General features: G+C 68.9%; 21 protein-coding genes. 7 read left to right on the top strand and 14 right to left on the bottom strand.

Going from position 1 to position 25,773, the window contains the following annotated elements:
- Nucleotides 1-26: 26 nt before the first annotated feature.
- The 6 genes from ACFVS6_RS28810 to ACFVS6_RS28785 all read right to left on the bottom strand — a co-directional run bounded on the left by ACFVS6_RS28810 (nt 27) and on the right by ACFVS6_RS28785 (nt 6,783).
- Nucleotides 27-1,589, bottom strand: a complete 1,563-nt coding sequence (locus tag ACFVS6_RS28810; protein ID WP_389708309.1) for an acyl-CoA carboxylase subunit beta — start codon at nt 1,587-1,589, stop codon at nt 27-29.
- 346 nt (nt 1,590-1,935) lie between these two features.
- The gene (locus tag ACFVS6_RS28805; RefSeq protein ID WP_389708307.1) at nt 1,936-2,580 is read right to left on the bottom strand and encodes an antibiotic biosynthesis monooxygenase family protein; all 645 of its coding nucleotides are present in this window, start codon (nt 2,578-2,580) and stop codon (nt 1,936-1,938) included.
- Between the two features lie 73 nt (nt 2,581-2,653).
- On the bottom strand, nt 2,654-3,571 hold the full coding sequence (locus ACFVS6_RS28800; protein WP_389708305.1) for an MBL fold metallo-hydrolase: 918 nt from the start codon (nt 3,569-3,571) through the stop codon (nt 2,654-2,656).
- A 41-nt stretch (nt 3,572-3,612) separates the two neighbouring features.
- Nucleotides 3,613-4,119, bottom strand: a complete 507-nt coding sequence (locus ACFVS6_RS28795; RefSeq protein ID WP_389708303.1) for a flavin reductase family protein — start codon at nt 4,117-4,119, stop codon at nt 3,613-3,615.
- A gap of 127 nt (nt 4,120-4,246) precedes the next feature.
- Nucleotides 4,247-5,515, bottom strand: a complete 1,269-nt coding sequence (locus ACFVS6_RS28790; RefSeq protein ID WP_389708301.1) for a ketosynthase chain-length factor — start codon at nt 5,513-5,515, stop codon at nt 4,247-4,249.
- A complete protein-coding gene (locus ACFVS6_RS28785; protein WP_389708299.1) occupies nt 5,512-6,783 on the bottom strand; it encodes a beta-ketoacyl-[acyl-carrier-protein] synthase family protein in 1,272 nt (423 codons plus the stop codon). Before ACFVS6_RS28785 ends, ACFVS6_RS28790 begins: the two co-directional genes overlap by 4 nt.
- 612 nt (nt 6,784-7,395) lie before the next feature.
- Between ACFVS6_RS28785 and ACFVS6_RS28780 the strand changes: the two genes are divergently transcribed.
- Entirely contained in the window at nt 7,396-7,770 is a 375-nt protein-coding gene (locus tag ACFVS6_RS28780) for a hypothetical protein (protein ID WP_389708297.1), read from the top strand.
- Nucleotides 7,764-9,212, top strand: coding sequence for a multicopper oxidase family protein (locus ACFVS6_RS28775; RefSeq protein ID WP_389708295.1), 1,449 nt, complete (start codon nt 7,764-7,766; stop codon nt 9,210-9,212). The genes ACFVS6_RS28780 and ACFVS6_RS28775 overlap by 7 nt, the downstream gene beginning before the upstream one ends.
- Nucleotides 9,213-9,300: 88 nt before the next feature.
- Here ACFVS6_RS28775 and ahcY read toward each other — a convergent pair whose 3' ends face one another.
- The 5 genes from ahcY to metK are packed head-to-tail and all read right to left on the bottom strand — an operon-like array spanning nt 9,301 to nt 17,390.
- A complete protein-coding gene (gene ahcY, locus ACFVS6_RS28770) occupies nt 9,301-10,755 on the bottom strand; it encodes an adenosylhomocysteinase (protein WP_389708293.1) in 1,455 nt (484 codons plus the stop codon).
- On the bottom strand, nt 10,733-11,638 hold the full coding sequence (gene metF / locus ACFVS6_RS28765; RefSeq protein ID WP_389708291.1) for a methylenetetrahydrofolate reductase [NAD(P)H]: 906 nt from the start codon (nt 11,636-11,638) through the stop codon (nt 10,733-10,735). Before metF ends, ahcY begins: the two co-directional genes overlap by 23 nt.
- On the bottom strand, nt 11,635-15,138 hold the full coding sequence (gene metH, locus ACFVS6_RS28760; protein WP_389708289.1) for a methionine synthase: 3,504 nt from the start codon (nt 15,136-15,138) through the stop codon (nt 11,635-11,637). The genes metF and metH overlap by 4 nt, the downstream gene beginning before the upstream one ends.
- On the bottom strand, nt 15,135-16,118 hold the full coding sequence (locus ACFVS6_RS28755) for a PfkB family carbohydrate kinase (RefSeq protein ID WP_389708287.1): 984 nt from the start codon (nt 16,116-16,118) through the stop codon (nt 15,135-15,137). The genes metH and ACFVS6_RS28755 overlap by 4 nt, the downstream gene beginning before the upstream one ends.
- Before the next feature lie 45 nt (nt 16,119-16,163).
- The gene (metK, locus tag ACFVS6_RS28750) at nt 16,164-17,390 is read right to left on the bottom strand and encodes a methionine adenosyltransferase (protein ID WP_389708285.1); all 1,227 of its coding nucleotides are present in this window, start codon (nt 17,388-17,390) and stop codon (nt 16,164-16,166) included.
- Between the two features lie 161 nt (nt 17,391-17,551).
- Between metK and ACFVS6_RS28745 the strand changes: the two genes are divergently transcribed.
- Nucleotides 17,552-18,679: a glycosyltransferase gene (locus ACFVS6_RS28745; protein ID WP_389708283.1), complete on the top strand. Its 1,128-nt coding sequence runs from the start codon at nt 17,552-17,554 to the stop codon at nt 18,677-18,679.
- A gap of 15 nt (nt 18,680-18,694) precedes the next feature.
- On the opposite strand, the gene ACFVS6_RS28740 is transcribed toward ACFVS6_RS28745, so the two are convergent.
- Nucleotides 18,695-19,960, bottom strand: a complete 1,266-nt coding sequence (locus tag ACFVS6_RS28740) for a DUF6365 family protein (RefSeq protein ID WP_389708281.1) — start codon at nt 19,958-19,960, stop codon at nt 18,695-18,697.
- Nucleotides 19,961-19,969: 9 nt separating this feature from the next.
- Nucleotides 19,970-21,106, bottom strand: coding sequence for a DegT/DnrJ/EryC1/StrS family aminotransferase (locus ACFVS6_RS28735; RefSeq protein WP_389708279.1), 1,137 nt, complete (start codon nt 21,104-21,106; stop codon nt 19,970-19,972).
- A 200-nt stretch (nt 21,107-21,306) separates the two neighbouring features.
- Here ACFVS6_RS28735 and ACFVS6_RS28730 point away from each other — a divergent pair, with 200 nt between their 5' ends.
- The 3 genes from ACFVS6_RS28730 to ACFVS6_RS28720 are packed head-to-tail and all read left to right on the top strand — an operon-like array spanning nt 21,307 to nt 24,102.
- Complete coding sequence (locus ACFVS6_RS28730) at nt 21,307-22,134, top strand: class I SAM-dependent methyltransferase (RefSeq protein ID WP_389708277.1); 828 nt, start codon at nt 21,307-21,309, stop codon at nt 22,132-22,134.
- Nucleotides 22,131-23,309, top strand: coding sequence for an acyltransferase family protein (locus ACFVS6_RS28725; RefSeq protein ID WP_389708275.1), 1,179 nt, complete (start codon nt 22,131-22,133; stop codon nt 23,307-23,309). Before ACFVS6_RS28730 ends, ACFVS6_RS28725 begins: the two co-directional genes overlap by 4 nt.
- Before the next feature lie 4 nt (nt 23,310-23,313).
- Entirely contained in the window at nt 23,314-24,102 is a 789-nt protein-coding gene (locus ACFVS6_RS28720; protein WP_389708273.1) for an SDR family NAD(P)-dependent oxidoreductase, read from the top strand.
- Nucleotides 24,103-24,181: 79 nt separating this feature from the next.
- On the opposite strand, the gene ACFVS6_RS28715 is transcribed toward ACFVS6_RS28720, so the two are convergent.
- Nucleotides 24,182-24,922: an SDR family NAD(P)-dependent oxidoreductase gene (locus ACFVS6_RS28715; protein WP_389708271.1), complete on the bottom strand. Its 741-nt coding sequence runs from the start codon at nt 24,920-24,922 to the stop codon at nt 24,182-24,184.
- 163 nt (nt 24,923-25,085) lie between these two features.
- Between ACFVS6_RS28715 and ACFVS6_RS28710 the strand changes: the two genes are divergently transcribed.
- Complete coding sequence (locus ACFVS6_RS28710) at nt 25,086-25,709, top strand: hypothetical protein (RefSeq protein ID WP_389708269.1); 624 nt, start codon at nt 25,086-25,088, stop codon at nt 25,707-25,709.
- Nucleotides 25,710-25,773 lie beyond the last annotated feature (64 nt).

Raw genomic sequence — 25,773 nt, 5'->3', positions numbered from 1 at the left:
CTCGTCCTGTGCCGGACCGCCGGCACTCACTGGGGCGGGTTCCCGTGCTTGCGCGCGGGCAGGTCGGCGTGCTTGGCGCGCAGCATGGCCAGCGAACGGATCAGCACCGACCGGGTGTCGCGCGGGTCGATGACGTCGTCGATGAGGCCGCGCTCCGCCGCGTAGTACGGGTGCATCAGCTGGTCCTTGTACTCCGCGATGCGCTGCGCGCGGGCGGCGTCGGGGTCGTCCGCCGCGGCGATCTCACGGCGGAAGACCACGTTCGCGGCGCCCTCGGCGCCCATCACGGCGATCTCGTTGGTCGGCCAGGCCAGCGCCAGGTCGGCGCCGATGGAGCGGGAGTCCATGACGATGTACGCGCCGCCGTACGCCTTGCGCAGGACCAGGGAGATCCGCGGGACGGTGGCGTTGCAGTACGCGTACAGCAGCTTGGCGCCGCGTCGGATGATGCCGTTGTGCTCCTGGTCGACGCCCGGCAGGAAGCCGGGCACGTCCACGAGGGTGACGAGCGGGATGTTGAAGGCGTCGCAGAACTGGACGAACCGCGCGCCCTTCTCGGAGGCCTCGATGTCGAGGACGCCGGCCATCGCGGCGGGGTTGTTGGCGACGATGCCGACGACGTGTCCGTCGAGCCGGGCCAGCGAGCAGACGAGGTTCGGTGCCCAGGCCGGATGGACCTCGAAGTGGTCGCCGTCGTCGACGACCTCCTCGATGACCTTGCGAATGTCGTAGGCCTGCCCGGACTGCGTGGGAACCAGGTCCAACAGGGCCTCGTTGAGCCGGTCGGCCGGGTCGCCGGAGTGCTCGACGGGGGCCAGCTCACGGTTGTTGGAGGGCAGCAGCGCCAGGAGGTAGCGGACCTCGGCGATGCAGGTCTCCTCGTCGTCGTACGCGAAGTGCGCGACGCCCGAGGTGCCGGCGTGGACGTCGGCGCCGCCCAGCCCGTTCTGGGTGATCTCCTCACCGGTGACGGCCTTGACGACGTCCGGGCCGGTGATGAACATCTGCGAGGTCTCGCGGACCATGAACACGAAGTCCGTGAGCGCCGGCGAGTAGGCGGCGCCGCCGGCGCAGGGACCGAGCATCACGCTGATCTGCGGGATGACGCCCGAGGCCCGGGTGTTGCGCTTGAAGATGCCGCCGTACCCGGCCAGCGCCGAGACGCCCTCCTGGATGCGGGCGCCGGCGCCGTCGTTCAGCGAGACCAGCGGGGCACCGGCCTTCTCGGCCATGTCCATGATCTTGTGGATCTTCTCGGCGTGGGCCTCGCCCAGCGCCCCGCCGAAGATCCGGAAGTCGTGGGCGTAGACGAAGACCGTACGGCCGTCGACCGTGCCCCAGCCGGTGACGACGCCGTCGCTGTACGGCTTCTTCGCCTCCAGCCCGAAACCGGTCGCCCGGTGCCGGCGCAGCGGCTCCACCGCGGTGAACGAGCCCTTGTCCAGGAGGAGTGCTATGCGCTCGTGGGCCGTCAGCTTGCCCTTGGCGTGCTGGTGCTCGGTCGCGCTCTCATCGCCGCTCCGCGCGGACTCCTTGATCCCGTTGAGCTCGTCGATCCGGGACCGGATCGTGTCGTCCGTTCTGGACATGGTTCTCCCACCCTCTCTGCGGGTCGTTGGTCGGACTGTGCCGGTGCTGAGCACGTCCACGGTCCGGGAGTCGGGCGGACACGTGGGCCGGGTACCCACCGGACGTCCGGCCACCGGTGGGCCGGTCCTGCCGCCGCGGCGGCGTGGAGGCCTCGGCGGGTAGTCGACTCAACCCTGTCCCATGCCGCTTGAGGTCCGCTGCCTTGCGCGTCCAGGTCCGCCGGAGGGACGGGGTGTGCGACGGACCCGCGAACCCTCGACGGCGCACACGAGGAAGCCCCGGCACCGTACGGCCACGGCCGGGGGCCGGGTCCGTGCGTTGCCGGGGCGGGTACCGCTCGCCTACTCAGCCGGCCGAGCGCGCGTGTACCACTCGGTAGGTGTTGTACTCGGCCGACAGCGTCAGGCCGCGTGCCCGATCCCGGGACTCGCGGACGTGCAGCGGCCACTGCTCCTCGGGCACGTCGTGGAATCCCCAGTAGGTCTCCTCGCTCTCCCACTGGGCGTAGTTGACGACGAAGGTGCCGTCCAGCCCTCGTACGACGCTGTGGGACACGTACCCCGGCAGCAGGTCGACCCACTCGTCCCGCGGACGGGTCAGCTCGTCGATGAGAGCCTGCTGATTCTCCGGGGACACTCTCAGAATGGCGATCGAGGTCCAGTCCTGCCTGTCCGGCGAAACCTCGATCCGCTCGTCCACCAGCGGGTGGTGCTGGGACGAGACGACCTCCCCCTTCCACAGTTGGTCGCCCTCGTGGCCGGCGGCTGCGAAGTGCGCCTCCAGCTCCTCGGCGCTGCGCCACTGCGTGTAGTCGGCTGCGCCCGGCTTCGTGACGCCGGAGTGCAGGGTGGAGGAGACCCACCCCTGGTGGGCCGCGGTGTCGATGCTCCGGCGCTTGGTGTCGAGAACGCGTTCCTGGCTGTCGCGGTCTTCTAGTGCGAACACCTCGATGGCCGTGAAGTAGCCGAACTTGGGATTGATGAATGGCATGGTTTGCCTTTCGTACGGACGCTGAGGCGTCAACGGTGTGCAAGTTGGGGTTCGGGACGGATCCGTACGTCGTTCAGGCAGCGCAGGCGGGAAGGCCGCCGTGGAAGTCGACCATTTCGGAGAACAGCTCACCGATGTCGAGGTGGTGCCCCGGCGCCGCGCCCCTGGCTTCGGCGTAAGCACGATGGAGGTTCGGTACGAGGCGCTCGCTGTCGAGGAGCTCGGCGAAGGGGCCGAGGTCGGCCTCGCGGGCCGTTTCCAGCGGGGTGAGTCCGGCTGCCAGCCCTTCGCGCGCCAGGCTCTGCACATGACGCAGGTAGTCGGCGGTGGTGTCGAGGATTTCGACGCCGCCTACGGGACCGTGACCGGAAACGACGGTGCGGGGGTCGAGCGCCCGCAGCTTTTCGATCACTGCGAGGGAGCCGGAGAGGGAGCCCGTCAGACAGAACGGCGTCGCGCCGGACATGGCGATGTCTCCTGTGAACAGGACGCGCTGATCCTCCAGCCAGACCACCGTGTCGTTCGTGGTGTGCGCGGTCCCCAGGTGCATCAGCTGGGCCCGAATGTCTCCCAGGTGCAGGGTGAGCGTCTCGCGGAAGGTCAGGCTCGGCAGTTCGACTGCGAGGTCACCCCAGCACACGTCCGGCCACAACCCTGTCAGGTGCAGTCCGGCGAGGTCCATCTCCGCGCGCGTGGCCTCGTGGGCGATGATCACCGCATCCTCGGCGAACAGCCGGTTCCCGAAGGTGTGGTCGCCGTGGGGATGGGTGTTGACGACGAAGTGAGGGGCATGCGGAGTGACCTGCCTGAGCGCGCTCTTCAACGCGACAGCGCGCGACTCGGTGGCCGCCGTGTCGATCAACAGGGGACGGCCACCAGCCGTGATGAGTCCGGCGTTGTTGAGGCACCAGCCGCCGTCGGGCTGAACGTAGGCGAAGACCTCCTCGGCGACCTCGACCAGTCGAGCGGCGGACGGGAAGCTTGCGGTCACTGTTGTCTCCTGGATCGGAGTTGGCGGCCCGGAACGGACCTTCACGAAGGGGACGAGGCCATGGCCATGCCTGCGGCCGGCCGGGTGAAGCTCCGGTTGTGGTAGACGAGCGGCGCGCCGCCGGTCACGGAGACCGCCTCGACCCGGCCGACGAGGATGCTGTGATCGCCCCCGTCCAGCACGTCGTGGAGGGTGCAGGCGATACGGGCCGTCGCGTCGGGGAGGCCCGGGAGGCCCAGCTCGCAGGGCTCCATGCCGCTGTCGGCGAACTTGTCGTGGCCCGAGCGGGCGAAATTGCTCGCGACGTCGGCGTGCTGCGCCGCAAGAACGTTCACCAAGAAGCGGTCACCGGAGACGAAGGCCTGGTGGCAGGAGGCCGTCTTGGCCGGACAGACCAGCACCAGCGGCGGGTCGAGCGAGAGCGAGGTGAAGGAGCCGGCGGTGAAACCCCAGCGCCGGCCGGTCGCGTCGACGGTGGTCACGACAGTGACCGGGGTGGGCACCTGGGCCATGGTGCTGACGTAGTCGGTGGTCTCTAGAGTGGGCAACGGTCCTCCTGGCTCTGGAAGTAGGGGTGGGGCGGCCCGGTGCCGGAGCGGGCGGCCGGTCCGCCAGGTCGCGATGTCGAGGCCCCCACCGGTCGAGGAGCGGCCGATGGCGCTTCGACGTCACGTCCTAGGCGGCGCGGACGACCATCGCGGCGTTGAAGCCGCCCCGTCCCCGCGCCAGGACCAGGGCCGTGCGCAGCCGGTCCGGCCGGCGTACCTCGGTGACCAGGTCGATCGGGCAGTCGGCGGCGGGCGGGCCCACGTTCACGGTCGGGGGGAGCACCTGGTCGCGCAACGCGAGCAGGGCGGCGGCCAGGTCGAGCGAGGCCCCTCCGGCGGCAAGCCGGCCCGTCATCGTCTTGGGCGCGGTCACGGGGACGCCGTAGTCCCCGAAGAGTGCGGCGATGGCGCGCGCTTCGTCGCGGTCGGCCGACCGGCGTCCTGCGGCATCGGCGAAGACCACATCGACGTCCGCGGGAGTCAGCCCGGCCTCGCGCAGGGCGAGTTCGGCGGCGGCCTGGAGGCGCGGGGTGCCTCCGGAGCCGGGTGCGGGGTCGAAGGTGGAGGCGTAGCCCGCGACCGATCCGTAGACCGTCGCACCCCGCTCACGGGCGGAGTCCGCGGTTTCCAGGACGAGCAGCGCGCCGCCTTCGCCCGCCACGTGGCCGGCCGCGTCGGCGGAGAACGGCAGGTACGCCCGGTCCGGGTCCTCTTCGGCGGTCAGTTCACCACCGGCGAGGTGCGCCGCCCAGCCCCACGGGCAGATGGAGGAGTCCACACCGCCGGTGACCAGCAGCCTGACGCCCCTGCGGAGCTGTCGGCGGGCTTGGGCCACAGCGTCGAGACCGCCGGCCTGCTCCGTGACGAGGACGCCACTGGGCCCGCGCAACCCGTTCTTGATCGAGATCTGACCGGTGTTGACCGCGTAGAACCAGGCGAACGACTGGTAGGCGCTGACGTACTGACCGCCCTTGCTCCAGAGCGCCTGAAGTTCCTTCTGACCGAACTCGAAACCGCCGGCGGAACTGGCCGTGATGACGCCGGCCGAGAAGTCGGGCAGTGCGGCGACGTCGACGCCCGCGTCGGCGAGAGCTTCGTCGGCGGCGGTCAGCGCGAGCCTCGTCATGTGGTCGGTCTGCGGCAGGAGCCGGCCGGGAATGTGCTCGGCGGCGTCGAAACCGGGAACCTCCCCGGCGAGTTTGGCCGGGTACTGGGCGGTGTCGAAGCGGCTGACCGGACGAATGCCGCTCTCGCCGCGCAGGACCGCACTCCACCACGCTTCGGTGCCCAGGCCGTTCGGCGCGGTAACGCCTATGCCTGTGACGACCGGGTCGGCCGCACGGACGCCGCGATCCGCGGTCGCAGTGGTAGTGGTCGTGGTGGTGTCGGCGGTCATGCTGCATCTCCCAGGCGCGGGCGGGTCAGAATCATGGCGCTCTGGAAGCCGCCGAATCCGCTGCCGACGCTGAGCACGGTGTCGGTGCGCTGCTCACGCGCGACGAGCGGGGTGTAGTCCAGGTCGCAGGTGGGGTCGGGCGTGTGGAGGTTCGCGGTGGGCGGCACTGTGTTGTGCTCGATGGCCAGAGCGCTGGCTGCGATCTCCAGGGAACCGATGGCGCCGAGCGAGTGACCGATCATCGATTTGATGGAGCTGACCGGGACCTCGTAGGCGCGCTGCCCGAGGCTCCGCTTGAAGGCGGCCGTCTCGTGGCGATCGTTCTGCTTGGTGCCCGAACCGTGGGCGTTGATGTAGTCGATGGCCGTGGCGTCGAGGCGAGCCTCGTCGAGGGCGACGGTGATCGCCTCCGCCATCTCCGCGCCGTCGGCCCGCAGGCCCGTCATGTGGTAGGCGTTGCAGCGGCTGGCGAAGCCCGCGATCTCCGCATACACATGGGCGCCTCGGCGCCGAGCGCTCTCCAGCTCCTCCAGCACCAGAACGGCGGACCCCTCACCGAGCACGAACCCGTTCCGGGTGGCGTCGAACGGCCGCGAGGCGGTCTCCGGGTCGTCGTTGCGCGGCGAAGTCGCCTTGATCGCGTCGAAACAGGCGACGGTGATCGGGGAGATGGGCGCCTCCGTCGCACCCGTGATCATCACGTCGGCACTGCCCTCGCGGATCAGCTCGACGGCGTGCCCGATGGAGTCGAGGCCGGAGGTGCAGCCTGTGGATACCACCGATACGGGGCCCTGCGCGTTGACGCGCCAGGCCACCTCGGCCGCCAGCGAGCTCGGTACGAAGTAGTCGAAGAGGTGCGGGACGGCCAGGGTGTGGTCCACCTGCCAAGTGCTGCCGCCTCGGCTCACCGCGTTGTACTCGGTGTCCAGGCCCATGGTGCAGCCGACCGCGCTGCCGAGGGTCACACCGGTGCGCGTGGGGTCCAGCTCCGCACCGGCCAGTCCGCTGTCGCGCAGGGCCTCGCCGGCGCTGACGATCGCGAACTGCGCCGCTCGGTCGAGGCGCAGGGCCTCTTCGGCGGTGAATCCGTGGTCGAGGGGGTCGAAATCTGCCTCGGCTGCGATGCGGGATCGGAACGGGGAGGCGTCGAACAGGCTGATGGCACGGGTCGCGGTCCTGCCGGAGGTGAGCAGGGACCAGTACTCCTTGGTGCCCACCCCCCCGGGCGCGACCACGCCGATTCCGGTGATGACGACGCGTCGGGTCATTGGGTGTCCTTCACGGGTGAGTCCTTCTGCTGTGCTGTCGGTGCGGCGCGGTCGCCGGGCGTATCCGGTGGGCGGCGCCGCCGGCGAGCCGGTCACCCCCTGTCATTCCGTGTCTGGTGGACGAGCCTGGGCAGCTCCGCTCGACGTCAGGTCGAGGGTTGCTGGTGACGTGGCGGGGAAGGGCCGGTCCGGCGGGAGGTCCCGTACTGCCGAACGGGTTCCAGCCCGTCTCTAGCGGGCTCTGCGAGCCTGGCCCCCTGGTACGCGAACTGACGGGGGAAGTTCATGTCGGATCGGGACGAAGTCCCGGCGCGCCTTCGTGCTGTCGGAAGTCCGGCGGGCTCGATGCGCGGCTCGTTGGACGTCGCCGTACCGGGCGACACGGTACGAACGGCTGCGCGGAGCAGCGGGCGGGCACCTCGGACGCAGCCTGGGGGCCCGGCTCCTCTGCGTCCCGCCGCGCTCGGACTGTTCGCCTTCGCGGCGACGGCCGCCATCGCCTGGGTGACGCACGACCGCGCGAAGCCCCCCGCACCGCAGCCGGGCGACCATGCGTGGTGGCACGGCGGGCCGGACCCGGCCGGCGCACCGATTCCGTCGGAGGTGGCCGGAATGGGATCGGTACTTGCCCTCGCCGCAGCGGCGCTGTACCTCGTGCTGCCCCTCATGGCGCTGGCCGCGTACTTGTTGCGCCGCTTCGAGAGCCGCCTGCGGACACCCGGCACGGGAACGTTCTCCGTGCAGCTCTCGTTCGTCGCCGCCGCCTCGGTGGCGAGCGGGGTGGTGACCGTTCCGGTGACGGCCCTCGCCATGGCCATCTCGCCGGTCAAAGCCGCGGCCCTTTGGCCCGCCATCGCCGACAACACCGTCTCGGTGGTGCGGCTGTGTGTCCTGGCGGGCCTGCTGCTCGTGTTCACCACGGGCTTGCCCTGGGAGCTGCGGCGCACCGAAAAGACACTCCTACGAAATGAGCCTGGTCCATGCTGAATCGTCGGAACCTGTTGAAGGCGGGTGCCGTAACCGGAGCCGCTGCCGTATTCCCGTGGGACCGGGTGACCGGTGGTGGCTCCGCCTCCGCCACGAGCTCGGCGGTCGAGGTGGCTGCCGCCGTACCGTTCGACCATGCGATGCCCGTGCCTCCGGTCCTGTCGCGCACCTCGGCGACGGCCACCTCCGACCTGTACGAGATACGGATGCGGGAAGCCGAGGTGGAGATCGTCAAGGGGCTGAAGTCGAAGGTCCGCACCTACAACGGAACCTTCCCCGGACCCACCATCCAGGCCCAATCCGGCCGCGAGGTGGTGGTGCGCCAGATCAACGAACTGTCCGTGAACACCGCGGTGCACCTGCACGGTGGGCACGTCCGGTCGGAGCACGACGGTCTGCCCATGGACGTCATCGCACCGGGAGCAGAGCGCACGTACCGCTACCCCAACAAGCAGCGGGCGTCGTCCCTCTGGTACCACGACCACGCGCACCACCTTGAGGACACCAACGTCTACATGGGGATGGCGGGGCTGTACCTGTTGAGCGACCGCGAGGACCAGTACCTCCCGCTGCCCAAGGGTTCGTACGACGTTCCGCTGGTGATCCGCGAAGCCCTGGTCGAGGCCAACGGCAACCTGTTGTACACCCGCCCGTCGGACTGCTCGAACGTGCTGGTCAACGGGAAGGAGCGGCCGTACTTCCAGGTCGCCGCCCGCAAGTACCGGCTGCGCATCTACAACGCCAGTGTCAACCGCTACATCAAGCTGCGCTTCGCGGATGGGTCACCCTTCACACAGATCGCCAGCGACGGCGGTCTGCTGGAGGCCCCAGTCGAACAGACGGAACTGGTCATGCTGGGCGGCGAACGCGTCGAGGTCGTCGTGGACTTCTCCCGGTACGGCGTCGGCAAGTCCATCGTCCTGGAGAACACCGGCGCCCGCCCCAACGAGCGGCCCGAGGTCATGCGCTTCGACGTGGTCCGCAGAGCGATCGATTTCAGCTGGGTCCCGGGGCGCCTCTCGTACATCCCGCCGTTGCCGAAGGCGACCGTCGAACGGGACTTCGAGCTGCGCACCTTCCCGGCCATGACCATCAACAACAAGGCCTACGACCCCAACCGGGTCGACGTGCAGACCAAGCTCGGCACGACCGAGATCTGGAACGTCAAGAACATGGAGGCGCCTGCCGCGCCGGGAGCACACGACTTCCACCTGTGGCACAGTTTCCACACCCACTTGACGTTCTTCCGCGTGTTGGAGCGCAACGGCCAGCCGGCCGGCGTCCGTGACTCCGGATTGAAGGACACGGTCACGCTGGGGCCGAACGAGAACGTGAAGATCGCCATGACCTGGGGTCCCTACGCGGGCCAGTACCTCTTCCACTGCCACCAGCTCGGTCACTCCTCCGGCGGCCAGATGGGCCGTATCGACGTGGTCGAGTAGCAACTGCCGCGGCCCCGGCCGCTGGTACCGCACGTGGAACAGCCCCCTCGCCGTGCTGCGAGGGGGCTGTTCCACGTGCGGGTCAGGATCAGTAGCGATAGTGGTCGGGCTTGTACGGGCCGTCGACCTTGACGCCGATGTAGGCGGCCTGCTCGGGACGCAGGGTGGTGAGGCGGACGCCGAGGGCGTCCAGGTGGAGACGGGCGACCTTCTCGTCCAGGTGCTTGGGCAGCACGTGGACGTCGGTCGGGTACTCCGACGGCTTGGTGAAGAGCTCGATCTGGGCCAGGGTCTGGTCCGCGAACGAGTTCGACATCACGAACGACGGGTGGCCGGTCGCGTTGCCCAGGTTCAGCAGACGGCCCTCGGACAGCACGATGAGGACCTTGCCGTCGGGGAACGTCCAGGTGTGGACCTGGGGCTTGACCTCGTCCTTGACGATCCCGTCGATCTTGGCGAGGCCGGCCATGTCGATCTCGTTGTCGAAGTGGCCGATGTTCCCGACGATGGCCTGGTGCTTCATCTTGGCCATGTCGGCGGCCATGATGATGTCCTTGTTGCCGGTCGTGGTGATGAAGATGTCGGCGGTCTCGACGACGTCGTCGAGGGTCGCGACCTGGTAGCCGTCCATCGCGGCCTGGAGCGCGCAGATCGGGTCGATCTCGGTGATGATCACGCGGGCGCCCTGGCCGCGCAGGGACTCCGCCGAGCCCTTGCCGACGTCGCCGTAGCCGAAGACCACGGCGACCTTCCCGCCGATCAGGACGTCGGTGGCGCGGTTGATGCCGTCGATCAGGGAGTGGCGGCAGCCGTACTTGTTGTCGAACTTCGACTTGGTGACGGCGTCGTTCACGTTGATCGCCGGGAACAGCAACGCACCCGCCTGGTGCATCTCGTACAGGCGGTGGACACCGGTGGTGGTCTCCTCGGTGACACCGCGGACCTCGGAGGCGAGCTGCGTCCAGTCGATGTCGGTGCGGCCCAGCAACCTCAGGATGTGACCGTACTCCTCGTTGTCGGCCGTCGACGGGTCCGGGACGGCGCCCGCCTTTTGGAACTCGACACCCTTGTGGACCAGGAGGGTGGCGTCACCACCGTCATCGAGGATCATGTTCGGGCCCGTGTGACCGGGCCAGGTCAGCGCCTGCTCGGTGCACCACCAGTACTCCTCCAGCGTCTCGCCCTTCCACGCGAACACCGGGATCCCCGCGGCCGCGATCGCCGCCGCCGCGTGGTCCTGCGTGGAGTAGATGTTGCACGACACCCACCGCACCTGCGCCCCCAACGCGACCAGCGTCTCGATGAGCACCGCGGTCTGCACCGTCATGTGCAGGGAACCGGTGATCCGCGCACCGGCCAGCGGCCGCGCGGCGGCGTACTCGCGGCGGATCGACATCAGACCCGGCATCTCGTGCTCGGCCAGGGTGATCTCCTTGCGGCCGAACGCGGCGAGGGAAAGGTCGGCGACCTTGAAGTCGGTGAAGTCCACCGACCCCGGCGCCTGCGTGGTCTCCTGGATGTCAGTGGTGGGCTGCGAGGACATGCGGTGCGCTCCTTGATTCGAGTACGTTGCGGTGGATCTCAAGCGTCGCGGTGGAGCGGTTGAGAGTGATGTAGTGCAGTCCGGGTGCCCCTTCGGCGAGCAGCCGCTCGGCCATGGTGGTGGCGTACTCCACGCCGACGCGGTGGCCGGCGGCGGGATCGTCGCGCACGGCGTCGAGACGGTGGGCCAGGTCTTTTGGGAAGGTGGCGTTGCTCAGCTCGGCGAAGCGTCGGATCTGGCGTACGTCGGTGGCCGGCATGATCTCCGGGATGACGGGGGTGTCGCAGCCCGCCGCCGCGACCCGGTCCCGCAGCCTCAGGTAGTCCTCGACGTCGAAGAACATCTGCGTGATGGCGTAGTGGGCGCCGGCCCGGCACTTGGCCACGAAGTGCCCGATGTCGCTCTCCCAGTCCGGTGAACGCGGGTGGCGCTCGGGAAACGCCGCGACCCCGACGCTGAACGCCCCCGAGGCCCGTACCAGCGACACCAGCTCGTGGGCGTGCCCGAAGCCGTCGGGGTGCGGGATCCACGGGGCGTTCGGATCGCCTGGCGGATCCCCGCGCAGTGCCAGCACATCGCGTACGCCCGCGTCGGCGTACTGGCCGATGATGTGGCGCAGTTCGGCCACCGAGTGACCCACGGCCGTCAGGTGGGCGACCGGTCGCAGGGTGGTTTCGGCGGCGATCCGCTTGGTGACCTCGACCGTACGCTCACGGGAGGAGCCGCCGGCCCCGTAGGTGACCGAGACGAAGGACGGTGCGAGCGGCTCGATGCGGCGGATCGCGTCCCACAGCACCCGCTCCCCGGCATCGGTCCTCGGCGGGAAGAACTCGAAGGAGAACGACGGCGCCCCGCTCTCCAGAACATCGCGCAGTGCGCTCATGTGCGGCCTCCGGCATTGAAGTAGCCGGCGTCGGGATGGTGCAGGACGAGGGCATCGGTGGACTGCTCGGGGTGGAGCTGGAACTCCTCCGAGAGGTGCACGCCGATCCGCTCGGGTTGGAGGAGGTCGGCGATCTTGGCGCGGTCCTCCAGATCGGGGCAGGCCGGATAGCCCAGGGAGTAGCGGCAGCCCTGGTACTCCGTACGGAACATCCCGTCGACGGAGGACGGATCGGCGGCCGAAATCCCCAGGTCGGCGCGGACACGGGCATGCCAGTACTCGGCCAGCGCCTCCGCCAACTGCACGGAGAGGCCGTGCAACTCCATGTACTCACGGTAGGCGTTCGCCTCGAACAGCTTGGCCGTCGCCTCGCCGATGCGGGAGCCGACGGTGACGACCTGGAGGGCGACGACGTCGGTCTGGCCCGACTCCTCGGGGCGGAAGAAGTCCGCCAGGCACAGGTACCGGCCGCGGCTCTGACGCGGGAAGGTGAACCGGGTCCGCTCCGAACCGTTCTCGTCGAGGATGATCAGATCGTCCCCCTTGGAGACGCACGGGAAGTAGCCGTGCACGACCGCCGCCTCCAGGAGGCTCTCGGTGTGCAGCCTCTCCAGGAGGCCACGCAGGCGGGGCCGGCCCTCGCCCTCCAGGAGCTCCTCGTACGAAGGCCCGCCGCGCGCCGCCTTCAGCCCCCACTGGCCCTTGAACAGGGCGGCCTCATCCAGCCAGGAGGCGTAGTCCTTGAGCGGGATGCCCTTGACCACCCGGGTACCCCAAAACGGCGGGGTGGGGACGGGATTGTCGACGGCCACGTCGGACCGACTCACGCGCCGCCCCTCGCCGCCCTGCGACTCGGTCACGACCGCGGCCCCCACCCTGACCCGCCGCTGCTTGAGCTCGGGCAGCGTGGCACCGGGAACACCACGCTTGACACCCATGAGGGCGTCCATCAGGCGCAGCCCTTCGAAGGCGTCGCGGGCATAGCGGACCTCACCCTCGTAGATCTCGTGGAGGTCCTGCTCCACGTACGCGCGGGTGAGGGCGGCGCCACCGAGGATGACGGGGAAGCGGCCCGCGAGACCTCGGGTGTTCAGCTCCTGGAGGTTCTCCTTCATGATCACGGTGGACTTGACCAGGAGTCCGGACATCCCGATGACGTCCGCGCGGTGTTCCTCGGCGGCTTCGAGGATCGCCGAGACGGGCTGCTTGATGCCGATGTTGACGACGTTGTAGCCGTTGTTGGTCAGGATGATGTCGACCAGGTTCTTACCGATGTCATGGACGTCACCGCGGACCGTGGCCAACACGATGGTGCCCTTGCCGTCCGCGTCGGTCTTCTCCATGTGCGGTTCGAGGAAGGCGACGGCCGTCTTCATGACCTCCGCCGACTGGAGGACGAACGGCAACTGCATCTGCCCGGAACCGAACAGCTCACCGACGACCTTCATGCCCTCCAGGAGCGTGTCGTTGACGATGTCCAGCGCGGGCCGGGTCTCCAGGGCCTCGTCGAGGTCCCGCTCCAGGCCGTTCTTCTCGCCGTCGATGATCCGCCGCTGGAGCCGCTCGTCGAGCGGCAGCGCGAGGAGTTCCTCCGCCCGGCCGGCCTTCAACGACTTCGTGTTGACACCCTCGAACAGGGCCATCAGCTTCTGGAGGGGGTCGTAACCCTCCGCACGCCGATCGTGGATCAGATCCAGGGCCGTGCCGACCTGCTCGTCGTCGAACCGGGCGATCGGCAGGATCTTCGACGCGTGAACGATCGCCGAATCCAGACCCGCCTTCACGCACTCGTCGAGGAACACCGAGTTCAGCAGGACGCGCGCGGCCGGATTCAAACCGAAGGAGATGTTCGACAGGCCGAGCGTCGTCTGAACATCCGGGTGCCGACGCTTCAGCTCACGGATCGACTCGATCGTGGCGATGCCGTCCTTGCGGGACTCCTCCTGACCCGTACAGATCGTGAACGTCAACGTGTCGATGAGGATGTCCGACTCAAGGATCCCCCACCTCCCCGTCAGATCCTCGATCAACCGCTCCGCGATCGCCACCTTGTGCTCGACGGTGCGGGCCTGCCCCTCCTCGTCGATGGTCAGCGCGATCAACGCGGCGCCGTGCTCCCGCGCCAACGCGCTCACCTGCGCGAAGCGCGACTCCGGACCGTCCCCGTCCTCGAAGTTGACCGAGTTGAGGACCGCCCGCCCACCCAACTTCTCCAAACCCGCCCGAAGGACCGGGACCTCGGTGGAGTCCAGCACGATCGGCAACGTCGAGGCCGTCGCGAACCGACCCGCCAGCTCCCGCATGTCCGCCACACCATCACGCCCGACGTAGTCCACACACAGGTCCAGCATGTGCGCGCCCTCACGGATCTGATCCCGCGCCATCTCCACACAGTCGTCCCAACGGGCCTCCAGCATCGCCTCGCGGAACTTCTTCGACCCGTTCGCGTTCGTCCGCTCACCGATCGCCATGTACGAGGTGTCCTGCCGGAACGGCACCGTCTGGTACAGCGACGCCGCACCCGCCTCCGGCCGCGGACTGCGCTCGGTCACCGCCGTCCCCCGCACCCGCTCCACGACCTGCCGCAGGTGCTCGGGCGTCGTACCGCAGCAGCCACCGACCAACGACAACCCGTACTCCCGTACGAACGTCTCCTGCGCGTCCGCGAGCTCGGGGGCCGACAGCGGATAGTGCGCGCCCTGCTTGGTCAGGACGGGGAGGCCGGCGTTCGGCATGCACGACAGAGGAATCCGGGCGTTGCGCGCGAGGTAGCGCAGATGCTCGCTCATCTCGGCCGGACCCGTCGCGCAGTTCAGGCCGATCATGTCGATGCCCAGCGGCTCCAACGCCGTCAACGCCGCACCGATCTCCGAACCCAGCAGCATGGTGCCCGTGGTCTCGACGGTGACGGAGCAGATCAGCGGGACGGAGATGCCGAGCGCCTCCATGGCGCGGCGGGCGCCGATGATGGAGGACTTCGTCTGGAGGAGGTCCTGGGTGGTCTCGACGAGGAGCGCGTCGGCGCCGCCGGTGATCAGGCCCTCGGCGTTGATCTGGTAGGCGTCGCGGATCTGGGCGTAGGTGATGTGGCCCAGGGTGGGCAGCTTGGTGCCGGGGCCCATGGAGCCGAGGACCCAGCGCTGCTGTCCGGTGGAGGCGGTGTACTCGTCGGCGACCTCGCGGGCGATGCGGGCGCCGGACTCCGACAGTTCGAAGTTGCGTTCGGGGATGTCGTACTCGGCGAGGGCGGCGAAGTTCGCGCCGAAGGTGTTCGTCTCGACGCAGTCGACGCCGACGGAGAAGTAGGCCTCGTGGACCGAGCGGACGATGTCCGGGCGGGTGACGTTCAGGACCTCGTTGCAGCCTTCCAGCTGCTGGAAGTCCTCCATCGTCGGGTCCTGCTCCTGGAGCATCGTTCCCATGGCTCCGTCGGCGACGACCACGCGGGTGGCGAGCGCCTCTCGGAGGGCGTCCGCCCGGCGGGCCTGCTCGCCGCTCATGAGACGGCCACCAGCCAGGACTCCAGCTCGGCGGCCGCGGCGTTGCCGTAGACCCGGTCGACGCGGCCGATCAGGTCGGACGGGAGAAGCTTGTACTCCTGGGTGCCGATGGATTCCAGCACCACCGTGGCGAGCGCGCAGCCGAGTTGCGCCGCGTTCTCGTACGGCAGGTTCCACGCGAGGCCCGCGAGGAAGCCGGCGCGCAGGGCGTCGCCCACGCCGGTCGGGTCGGCGGCGATGTCCGTGGGTACGGCGGGGATGTCCTCGCGGCCGCCGTCGGCGGTCAGGATCGAGACCCCGTCGGCGGCGCGCGTCACGATCCAGGTGCCTACCCGCTCCAGGACTTGCTCCTCGCTCCACCCGGTGCGCTCGCGCAGCAGGGCGCTCTCGTACTCGTTGGTGAAGAGGAGGTGTGCGCCGTCCACGAGGCTCCGCGTCTGCTCGGCGTCCAGGCGGGCCAGCTGTTGGGACGGGTCCGCCGCCACCCGGATGCCGAGCGCGTGGGCGGTCGCGGTATGGCGCAGCATCGCCGCGGGGTCGTCAGCGCCGACGAGGACCAGGTCGGGGCGTCCGCAGCGGGTGACGACCTCCCGCAGGTCGATCTCGCGGGCTTCTGCCATGGCGCCCGTGTAGAAGCTCGCGATCTGGTTCTGGTCGCGGTCCGTCGTGCACACGAAGCGGGCGGTGTGCAGGGTCTCGCTGACCCGGACCGACGTCGTGTCCACCCCGGCTTCGACGAGCCGTCGGCCGTGGTCGGCGAAATCGACGCCGGCGGCGCCCACAAGCAGAGGCCGCAGGCCTAGCCGGCCGAGGCCGAAGGTGATGTTGGCCCCCACGCCGCCCTGGCGAACCTCCAGTTGGTCGACGAGGAACGACAGGGACACCGTGTCGACCTTGTCAGTGATCAGCTGCTCCGCAAAGCTTCCGGGGAACACCATGAGGTGGTCGGTCGCGATGGAGCCGGTCACAGCGATTCGCACAACTCTTCTCCTAGCAACTGTGGGCAGGGCGGCGCGGGCGTGCGCTCACACCAGGCCGGCGGCCTTGCGCAGCGCGTCGACGCGGTCGGTGCGCTCCCAGGTGAAGTCGGGGAGCTCGCGGCCGAAGTGGCCGTACGCGGCGGTCTGCGCGTAGATCGGGCGCAGCAGGTCCAGGTCGCGGATGATGGCGGCCGGGCGCAGGTCGAAGACCTGACCGATGGCGTCCTCGATCTTCTGGCTGTCGACCTTGGCGGTGCCGAAGGTCTCCACGAACAGGCCGACGGGCTCGGCCTTGCCGATCGCGTACGCGACCTGGACCTCGCAGCGCGAGGCCAGACCGGCGGCGACCACGTTCTTCGCGACCCAGCGCATCGCGTACGCCGCCGAGCGGTCGACCTTGGACGGGTCCTTGCCGGAGAAGGCGCCGCCGCCGTGGCGGGCCATGCCGCCGTAGGTGTCGATGATGATCTTGCGGCCGGTCAGGCCGGCGTCACCCATCGGGCCGCCGATCTCGAAACGGCCGGTCGGGTTCACCAGCAGCCGGTAGCCCTCGGTGTCCAGCTTGATGCCGTCCTCGGCGAGCTGCGCCAGCACGTGTTCCACCACGAACGTGCGCACGTCCGGTGTCAACAGGGCGTCCAGGTCGATGTCCGCGGCGTGCTGCGAGGACACCACCACGGTGTCGAGGCGGACCGCCTTGTCACCGTCGTACTCGATCGTCACCTGCGTCTTGCCGTCGGGACGCAGGTAGGGAACGATCCCCTCCTTGCGAACCTCCGTCAGCCGCCGCGAGAGCCGGTGCGCGATGTGGATCGGCAACGGCATCAGCTCGGGCGTCTCGTCGCAGGCGTAGCCGAACATCAGGCCCTGATCGCCGGCGCCCTGCTTGTCGAGCTCGTCCCCCTCCTCACCCGCGGCGGCACCCTCGACCCGCTTCTCGTAGGCGGTGTCGACGCCCTGCGCGATGTCCGGGGACTGCGCGCCGATGGACACCGAGACGCCGCAGGAAGCGCCGTCGAAGCCCTTCTTCGAGGAGTCGTAGCCGATCTCCAGGATCTTCGCCCGGACGAGTTGCGCGATCGGCGCGTACGCCTTCGTCGTCACCTCGCCCGCGATGTGCACGAGACCGGTGGTGATGAGCGTCTCCACGGCCACGCGCGAGGTGGGGTCCTCGGTGAGGAGCGCGTCGAGGATCGTGTCGCTGATCTGGTCAGCGATCTTGTCGGGGTGACCCTCGGTCACGGACTCCGAGGTGAACAAACGACGGGACACGAGCGACTTCCTCCTGTTGGGGTGGGCAGGGGCGGCGAGAATGACGGTCGTCGACCACTCTGGAGAGCGGCTCGAACGGGAAACGCGTCCTCGTCCGGAAGTCGCGGAAGGTCGAGGATCGTTCGAGCCAGGGACGAACCGTCTCGCCGACGATCGCGTGCATGAAGATTCTCTTTGTGGCAGGCGGTAGCTCGGGAGTCGTCTTTTCCCTGATCCCCCTGGCCCAGTCGGCGAAGAACGCGGGCCATGAGGTCGTGATGGCCGCACCCGAGGACTGCATCCGGATCATCAACGGTGCCGGAGTGCCGGGCTTCGCCGTCACCTCGAAAGTGATGAAGGACTTCCTGTACGACCGAAGGGGGGTACTGCAGGAGATACCGGAAGACCTGCACGAGCGGTACCTGTTCAACGGCCGCTGCTTCGGCCGGTACGCCGCTGCGTGCGTTGACGGGCTGACCTCGCTGATCGACCGCTGGCAGCCGGATCTCGTCGTCGGCGGGGTACTGGCCTTCGCCGCCCCGCTGGTCGCCGCGTACGCGGGGGTGCCCTACGTGAAGCACGCCGTGGACATGGGCGAACCCCGCACGATCGACCTCGCGGCGGCCGCCGAGCTCGGGCCGGAGCTGGAGGCCTTCGGGTTGTACGAAATGCCCTCCGCCGATCTGTTCGTCGACACCTGCCCGCCCTCACTCCGCACCGCCGACGCCCCGGCGGCGCAGTTGATGCGGTACGTGCCCTACACCTCGCAGCGGCCACTCGCGCCGTGGATGTTCGACAAGGGGGACCGGCCGCGCGTCCTGGTCAGCGCCGGCAGCCGGGTCACGAAGGACTCCGACTTCGAGATCCTGTCCGGATTGGTCACGAAGGTGGCCTCGCTCGATGTCGAACTGCTGGTGGCGGCTCCGGACACGGTCGTGGACGAGCTGGGTACGCTGCCCGACAACGTGCGGGCCGGCTGGATCCCGCTCGACGTGGTGGCACGCACGTGTGACCTGGTCGTGAGTCATGCCGGGGGGAACACGGTGCTCGGCAGCATGGCGGCCGGTGTCCCCCAGATCCTCATCCCGTACCTGCCGTACGTCGTTGGGTACACCGAACGGCTCAGTGCCTACGGTGCGTCCAGGATGGTCCGCCCGGAGGATGACTCCCCCGAGAACATCGCCGACGCCTGCCAGGAGGTCCTTGCGACCCCCGAATACCGGGAGCGCGCCCGGGCCATCTCCGCGGAGATGGCCGAGCTGCCCCTACCGGCTGACGTCGTGGGTGTTCTCGAGGGACTGGTGGCCTGATACCTGGCCCCGTGCTCAGTCGCCTATGCCCAGGCGGCGCGCCGCCTCGGTGAACGTTCCTGCCGTCTCCGGCAGGGCGTTCACCGCGTCGCGGTATACGGCCCGCTCGGCAGCCAACCGATCCCGTTCCACCGGGTCGTAGAGGAGCCGTTCGAGGCCGTCGACCAGGCCGTCCTCGTCCAGGAGCTCGGCGCGCAGCAGGGTTTCGGTGAACGGGTTGGCCTGGAGCAACGGGCGCAACACCTCGTTCCACCTGAGCGGCCACATGTGGAAGTCGGGCAGCGCTCCCGGGTAGGAGGTCAGCCAGTCCCGTACCTCCCGCCCGAGGCCGCCGAGTTCCGCGTCGAGCCGCGCGATGGCCGGCTCGCCGTCCACGGCATGGTTGTTCACCGCGAGGAGGCCCGGTACGTCGGCGAGGACCGCGCGCTCCAGCGCGTAGCTGGGCAGGTGGAACGAGAACACCCCGTCTGCGGCGCCGAGCAGACGGTGGTAGTCCCCCGCCGTGTATTCGGGGCGGTGGTGCACCCGGTCCCCGAGTCCTGCGAAGCCTTCGAAGAGCGGGCCGGTCATCAGGAAGTGGGTGTCCTGCGGGAGCCTTCCGAGGTAGTGCCCCAGCAAGCGCGGCAGCCGGCCGGCCAGTTCACGCGTGGGTTCGGCCGCATGGACCTGCATGAGCTGCTGCCAGGGCAGGGTCGGCACCATCAGCAAGCGCTGTCCGCCGGTCAGTCCGAGGGAGCGGCGCACCTCGTCCCGGACGGCCCCTGTGAGTGGTTCGATCGTACGGTTCGCCCGGTACGGCAGTCCTCGGCCCGAGTCGGTGATCCGCGGGCGGTTCATCGGCACCGGCAACAGCTGCACGGGCATGTGCAGGAGGTTGTCGTCCACCTCCATCGTCGTACCGAGGATCTCGACGCGGCGGCTCGTGCTCTCCAGGTCGTAGAGGTCGATGGGGATGACGGGCAGCCCGAGGTCCTCGACGAACCACGGATCGGTGCGGTATCCGACGCGGAAGGTCATCCAGTGGGCCAGGTAGTCGACGAGGATGACGGCGTCGGGCCGGAATTCCTTGGCCACCCGGTGCACGACGTCGCGGACGCCTTCGCCGAGCTCGGGTTCGACCAGGGTGTACGGCGTCTTCGCCGCGCGCAGCTGGTCCTCGTTGTAGGGGTTCACCACGAAGTGGCTCTCGATGCCCGCGTCGGCCAGTTGCTCGGCGAGGTCGAGGCCGATGGTCACCTCGTGGAGCGTCTTGGCGAGCGCGGCGAGGAAGAGGAGTCGCATCACGGGTTCCTATCGCTTGGCGTCGACGGCCTTGCGCAGGGCGGCCGCGACCGTGCGCACGTCGTCGTCGGAGAGACCCGGGTGCAGCGGCAGGCACAGCGTGCGACCGGAAGCCGTGTCGGAGGCGGGTAGGACCTGTCCCTCCGAGCGGTAGGCGGCAACCTTGTGCAGGGGCGCGTAACGGAAGGTCGTGTAGATGTCGGCAGCCAGCAGGTCGCCGGCCACCTCGTCGCGTATGTCCGCGTCCAGCTGTACCCAGTAGAAGTAGTACGTGGACTGGTGCCCGTCCGGCAGCGCCGGCGGCAGCTCGATCCCCTCGGCTCCGGCGAGTTCCCGGTCGTAGAGCTCTACGATCTCCTTGCGGCGCGCCACGAATTCCGGCAGTCGGCGGAGCTGGACCCGGCCGATGGCCGCGGTCATGTCGTTGCCGATGACACGGCGGCCGGGCTCGGGGATGTCCAACTCCCACCAGCGGTGCGAAACCTTGGCGTGACCGAATCCACTGGGCTGGGCGAGGCCGTGGTAGGCCAGGCGGCGGGCCCGGGAGGCCAGCTCGGGGTCGCGGACGTAGAGCATGCCGCCGTCTCCGGTGACCAGGACCTTCATCGCGTCGAAGCTCCACATGGCCAGGTCGCCGAAGGTACCCACGGCCTGGCCGTCCACTCGGGAGCCGGCAGAGCAGGCGGCGTCCTCGATGAGGGTCACGCCACGGTCCGCACACAGCTCCGCGATGGCCTTCACGTCGCCGGGGTAGCCACCGTAGTGCAGCACGATGACGGCCTTGGTTCGCTCGGTGAGGGCGTTCTCGATGTGCGTCGCGTCCGGGTTCAGGGTGCGCGGGTCCACATCACAGAACACGGGCCGGGCACCGACGGCCAGCACGGCGTTGGCGGCGGCGAGGAAGCTGAGGGAGGGCAGTACGACCTCGTCGCCCTCCTTGAGATCCAGGCACTCCAGCGCCAGGAAAAGGCCGGCGGTGCCCGAGTTCAGGAAGACGACCTTCTCCGCTTCCACGCCCAGGTGGGCGGCGAACTCGGCCTCGAACGCCTTGGTGCGCGGACCGTGGCCGAGCCACTTGTCGGCGAACACTTCGGCCACGGCGGCGAGTTCCTCGTCTCCGGTCTGCGGCTGGAAGAGATGTATCACGATGGTCCCCTCTGATCCGGACAAGTGTCCGCGATCGTCATCAGAGGGGCTCGACGGGGGTTCGAGAGCTGCTGGAACAGCAGGATCTCGCGCCGGTCCCACTCGGCCGTGCGGGCTGTGCAGTGCGTCTCCAGCGACTTTCGAGACGTGGCGCTCATCGTGTCCGGCATCGGACTTTCCCTTGAGCGAGGTGCCTGGGCATGACCACGTACGAAGCGAAGACGGCCGACGAAGTGGGCGAGTACTTCGACGACCGCAGCTGGCTGTTCGGACTGAGCGGCTTCAACCTGCACATTGGCTACTTCGACGACAAGTCCCCGGGCACCGATCCGAAGGAGCGGCACACCGAGGTGATGATCGAGGCGTCCGAGCTGCGTGCCGGCGACCGCCTCCTCGATGTCGGCTGCGGCTTCGGTCGCCCGGCGATCCAAGCCGCCAAGGTGAGCGGCGCGAACGTCGTGGGCGTCAACGTCAGCCTGGAACAGGTCCGACAGGGCGAGAAGCTCGCCCTGGAGGCCGGTGTCACCGAGCAGGTGACCTTCGAGCAGGCCGACGGCATGGCGCTGCCCTACCCGGACAACTCCTTCCACGCGGTGTGGGCGTCCGAAGCCATCATGTACATGTCCGACCGGCCGAAGGCACTCCAGGAGATCGAACGCGTCCTGGTGCCCGGCGGGCGGTTCGTGCTGTCGGACTACGCGGAGCGCACCGACCTCTCCCCCGAGCAGCGCGTGGCGCTGCGCGAAGGGTTCACCGTCGAGGCCCTGCCGACGCTGGAGGGGTACCGGCAGCTGCTCCTGGACGCCGGCTTCGAGATCACCCGGTTCGAGGACGCGACGCCGCACCTGCACCGGTCCGCGGCTCGTATCCCCGATGTACTGGACGAGAAGTACGCGTACATCGCCGAGCGCGGCGGCAAGGAGTTCGCCGACGAGTTCAAGGCGATGCTCTCCAAGGTCGGCGTCCTGGAGGGCGAAGTGCTCGGCTACGTCATCGCGGTGGGCCGCAAGGCGGGGGCACACGAGTGACGACGTCCAGAACCGGCGGGCCGTCGGCGGTCTCCGCCGACGGATCCCGGCTCCCGTCCCTGACCGGCATGCGCTTCATCGCGTCCCTCATGGTGTTCGTGTGTCATGCGGCCGTGTACGGGATCTTCAACGACAAGGACCTCGGGGCCGCCCTCGTCACCTACGTGTCGAAGCTTGGCTTCGTGGGCGTCGGCTTCTTCTTCATCCTCAGTGGGTTCGTCCTGACGTGGTCCGCCAGGGATACGGACCGGCCCCTGACGTTCTGGCGTCGCCGACTGGCGAAGATCTTCCCCAACCACCTGGTGACCTGGGCCGCGGGTCTGCTGCTCATGACCTGGATCGGCGGCTACGCGGCAACGGTGAGCAACACCGTGCCGTCGTTCTTCCTGATCCAGGCGTGGTTCCCGGTGGAAGACGTCTTCTTCGGTACGAACGGACCGAGTTGGTCGCTGGCCGCCGAACTGCTGTTCTACCTCTCCTTCCCCTGGCTGGTGCGGTGGGTGCGTGCGATTCCCGCCCAGCGCCTGTGGACCTGGGCGGGAATCCTGTTCGCCGGTGTGGTCCTCGTCGCGTTGGCGTCCCAGTTGCTCCCCAGCGACCCCGAGATGCCGTACTACCCGATCTCCTGGTACCAGTACTGGTTCGTCTACTGCTTGCCGCTGACCCGATTGCTCGAATTCGCCCTCGGCATTGTCATGGCGCGGATCGTTCAGACGGGCCGCTGGATTCCGCTGAGCCTCGGCGGTGCGCTGCTGACGCTCATTCCGGGCTACGCGCTGACGGTCTGGCTGCCCGACGCGTACGGCATTGTCGCACCGACGGTCATCCCGCTGGCCCTGGTCGTGGCGGCCGGAGCGGCCGCCGATGTGAAGGGGACCAGCTCGCCCTTCCGCGGGCGCACGATGGTGCGTCTGGGTGAGCTCTCGTTCGCCTTCTACATGGTCCACATGCTGGTGATGTGGTACGGACCGATGGGCCGGGTGCCGGGACGTACCTGGGACACCCTGCCCGCCCTGGGGATGATCGCCCTGACGTTCGCGTTGACGACCGCCGCCGCGTGGCTCCTGTACCGCTTCGTGGAGGTGCCGGCCGTACGACGCTTCAGCAACACGCGCAAACGGCCGCAACCCGCCCCGGCCGCCCCGGACCGTTCCCTGACCGACGTGGCGGGGTGACGGGATGGACCTGGGACTCACCGGCCGCACGGTAATCGTCACGGGCGCCTCCGGTGGTATGGGACGGGAAGTGGCCCGTACCTTCGCCGCCGAGGGAGCCGATGTCGTCGTCGGCTACGCATCGAATGCCGCCGACGCCGAGGTCACGGCCAAGGAGGTGGAGCGGGCGGGAGGCCGCGCGCTCATCGCGCCCTACGGGCTCGGCGAACCGGCGTCGGCACGTGCCCTGACGGATGCGGCACTCCAGTGGACCGGCCGGATCGACGTTCTCGTCAACAACGCGCTGCGGCCGTTCGGCTTCCGGCCTCCCGGCGACCGCTTCGAGGAGGTCGGCGACGACTGGCGGTCCAAGCTGCACGACAACATCGACGGCCCCGTCGAACTCACCCGCCTGGTCGCTCCGGTGATGCGCGGGCAGGGCTGGGGCCGCATCGTGCACATCTCGTCGAGCCTGGTCACCGAAGGCGTGCTGGAAACCGACCAGGGCCGCATCGGCGCGGAGTTCTACGCCGCGGCGAAGGCGGCGCTGCACGGCTTCTCGCGCAGTACGGCCTTCAGTTTGGGCCGGGACGGGGACATCCTCTCCAACGTGGTGGTCCCCGGACTGACGCGAACCTTCCGCAACGAGGAGCGCATGGCCAACAGCATGGGTGTCGCGGAGCGGTACTCCGCCCGGGCACCGCTCGGCCGGCTGCTCGACGCGACCGAGATCGCACGAGTGGTCGTCTTCCTCGGCTCGGCCGCCAACACCGGCATCACCGGGCAGAGCGTCTCCGTGACCGCGGGGGCCTGATCCACCGAAACAAGCGGGACGGCCCTCTTTCGAGGGCCGTCCCGCAGTCGTTCCACCAGACGTCAGGACACGAGCGGCGTCACCATGCCAGACCTCCGTTGATTTCGAGCACGTGCCCGTTGACGTAGGACCCGCTGTCTCCCGCGAGATACACGGCAGCGTCGGCGACCTCCTCGCCGGTACCCATGCGGCCCAGCGAAACCTTGGGCCCGTACTTGCTCCAGACCGCCTCGTTCGCCTTCAGCAGCTTGCCCATGCCCTCATCGATGAAGCCGGGGGACAGGCAGTTGACCGTGATCCCCTTGGGAGCCAGCTCCAGGGCGACCACTTTGCTGAACATCTCCACGGCCGCCTTGGTCGCGCAATACGACGATGCGCCCGGCGTGGGGCGGCTGCCGAGCGCGGAGGACAGCGTGATGATGCGGCCGGCATCGCTCCGCTCCAGGTGCGGCACTGCCGCCTGGACGCAGTGGAAGAGACCGTTGACGTTGGTATCGACGACATCGGCCCAGTCCGAGGCCGACAGGCCCGCAACGGGTCCGGACCGGCTCAGCCCCGCGTTCGCCACCAGGATGTCGACCGCGCCGAACCGCTGTGCCGCGGCTTCCATCAACGCGCGCACGGACTCCGGATCGCGAACGTCCGCCTGATGGAAGACCGCGTCGTCCCCGAACGGTTCCAGCGCCTCCCGTGCGCCTTCCTCGCCCCGTGCGGCCGCGACGACCCGCGCCCCCTCGGCGACGAATGCCTCAGTGATCTTGAGCCCCAGGCCCTTCGTTCCGCCGGTGACCACGGCGACCTTGCCCTTGAGTTTCACCATTCAACCCCGCTCAACGTCGGACAGCTTTCATCGCCAGGCTCTCCGGATCCCGTCTCGAATCGCTGGAGAACCATTGGAAGAGTGGAATTCGAGCCAACTTCCAGAGGCCGGTTTTAGCGTCCATCCGCTGTCAGTCAGCAGCACCGACTCTGGAGGAGACCCCTTGACCCGCAAGACCACCGCGCGCCGGGCCGCCGCCGCGACTTCCCTCGTCGTGGCGGGCGTGATGGCTGCCTCGGGCACCGCGATCGCCGTCCCCGCCACCGTGCCGTACCTGTGCCGCGTTCCGGAGAACGGCCAGTGGAGCGAGTACTCCAGCAACCGCGCCTTCGACGTCACCGCCCCGGCCACGGTGCACCCGTTCCAGGTGTTCACCATCAAGTACACGCCGGGTCCCTTCCCCCTCAACGCCGCGTACCAGAAGGAGGTCCGGAACGTCGCCCTCAAGGTCTCCATACCGGCGGGCGCCGTGCTGATCAGCCAGAAGCTGACCGGCGGTAGCAACCTCGGCGGCTCCACCCAGTCACTGGAGGTCGTCGGCAACCAGCTCGTGGTGAAGGCCACCGGCCCGTTCTACGGCGGATCCACCTTCGAACTTCCCTCGATCGAAGCGAAGTTCACGTCGTTCCAGAAGGGCACGCTGGTCACCTCGGCCGGCGGCTCCAGCTTCGACAACCCGGGCCTGTCGATGAAGCGCCTCGACACCACGATCAACGACTTCACCCCGGTTCAGTGCTACCCGAATCCGGCCACCCCGGTTCAGCTGTCCAGCACGACCGTTCAGTAACAACGCACTCGACGCCGGTCGGAGGGTCCGCCTCCGACCGGCGGCGTGTGGGTTTGGAGCAGGA

The sequence above is a fragment of the Streptomyces sp. NPDC057939 genome, assembly GCF_042887545.1.
In the GTDB taxonomy this organism is placed as follows: Bacteria; Actinomycetota; Actinomycetes; order Streptomycetales; family Streptomycetaceae; genus Streptomyces.
The sequence above is the reverse complement of the archived record's forward strand: the minus strand, read 5'-3'. Positions and strand labels throughout refer to the sequence as shown.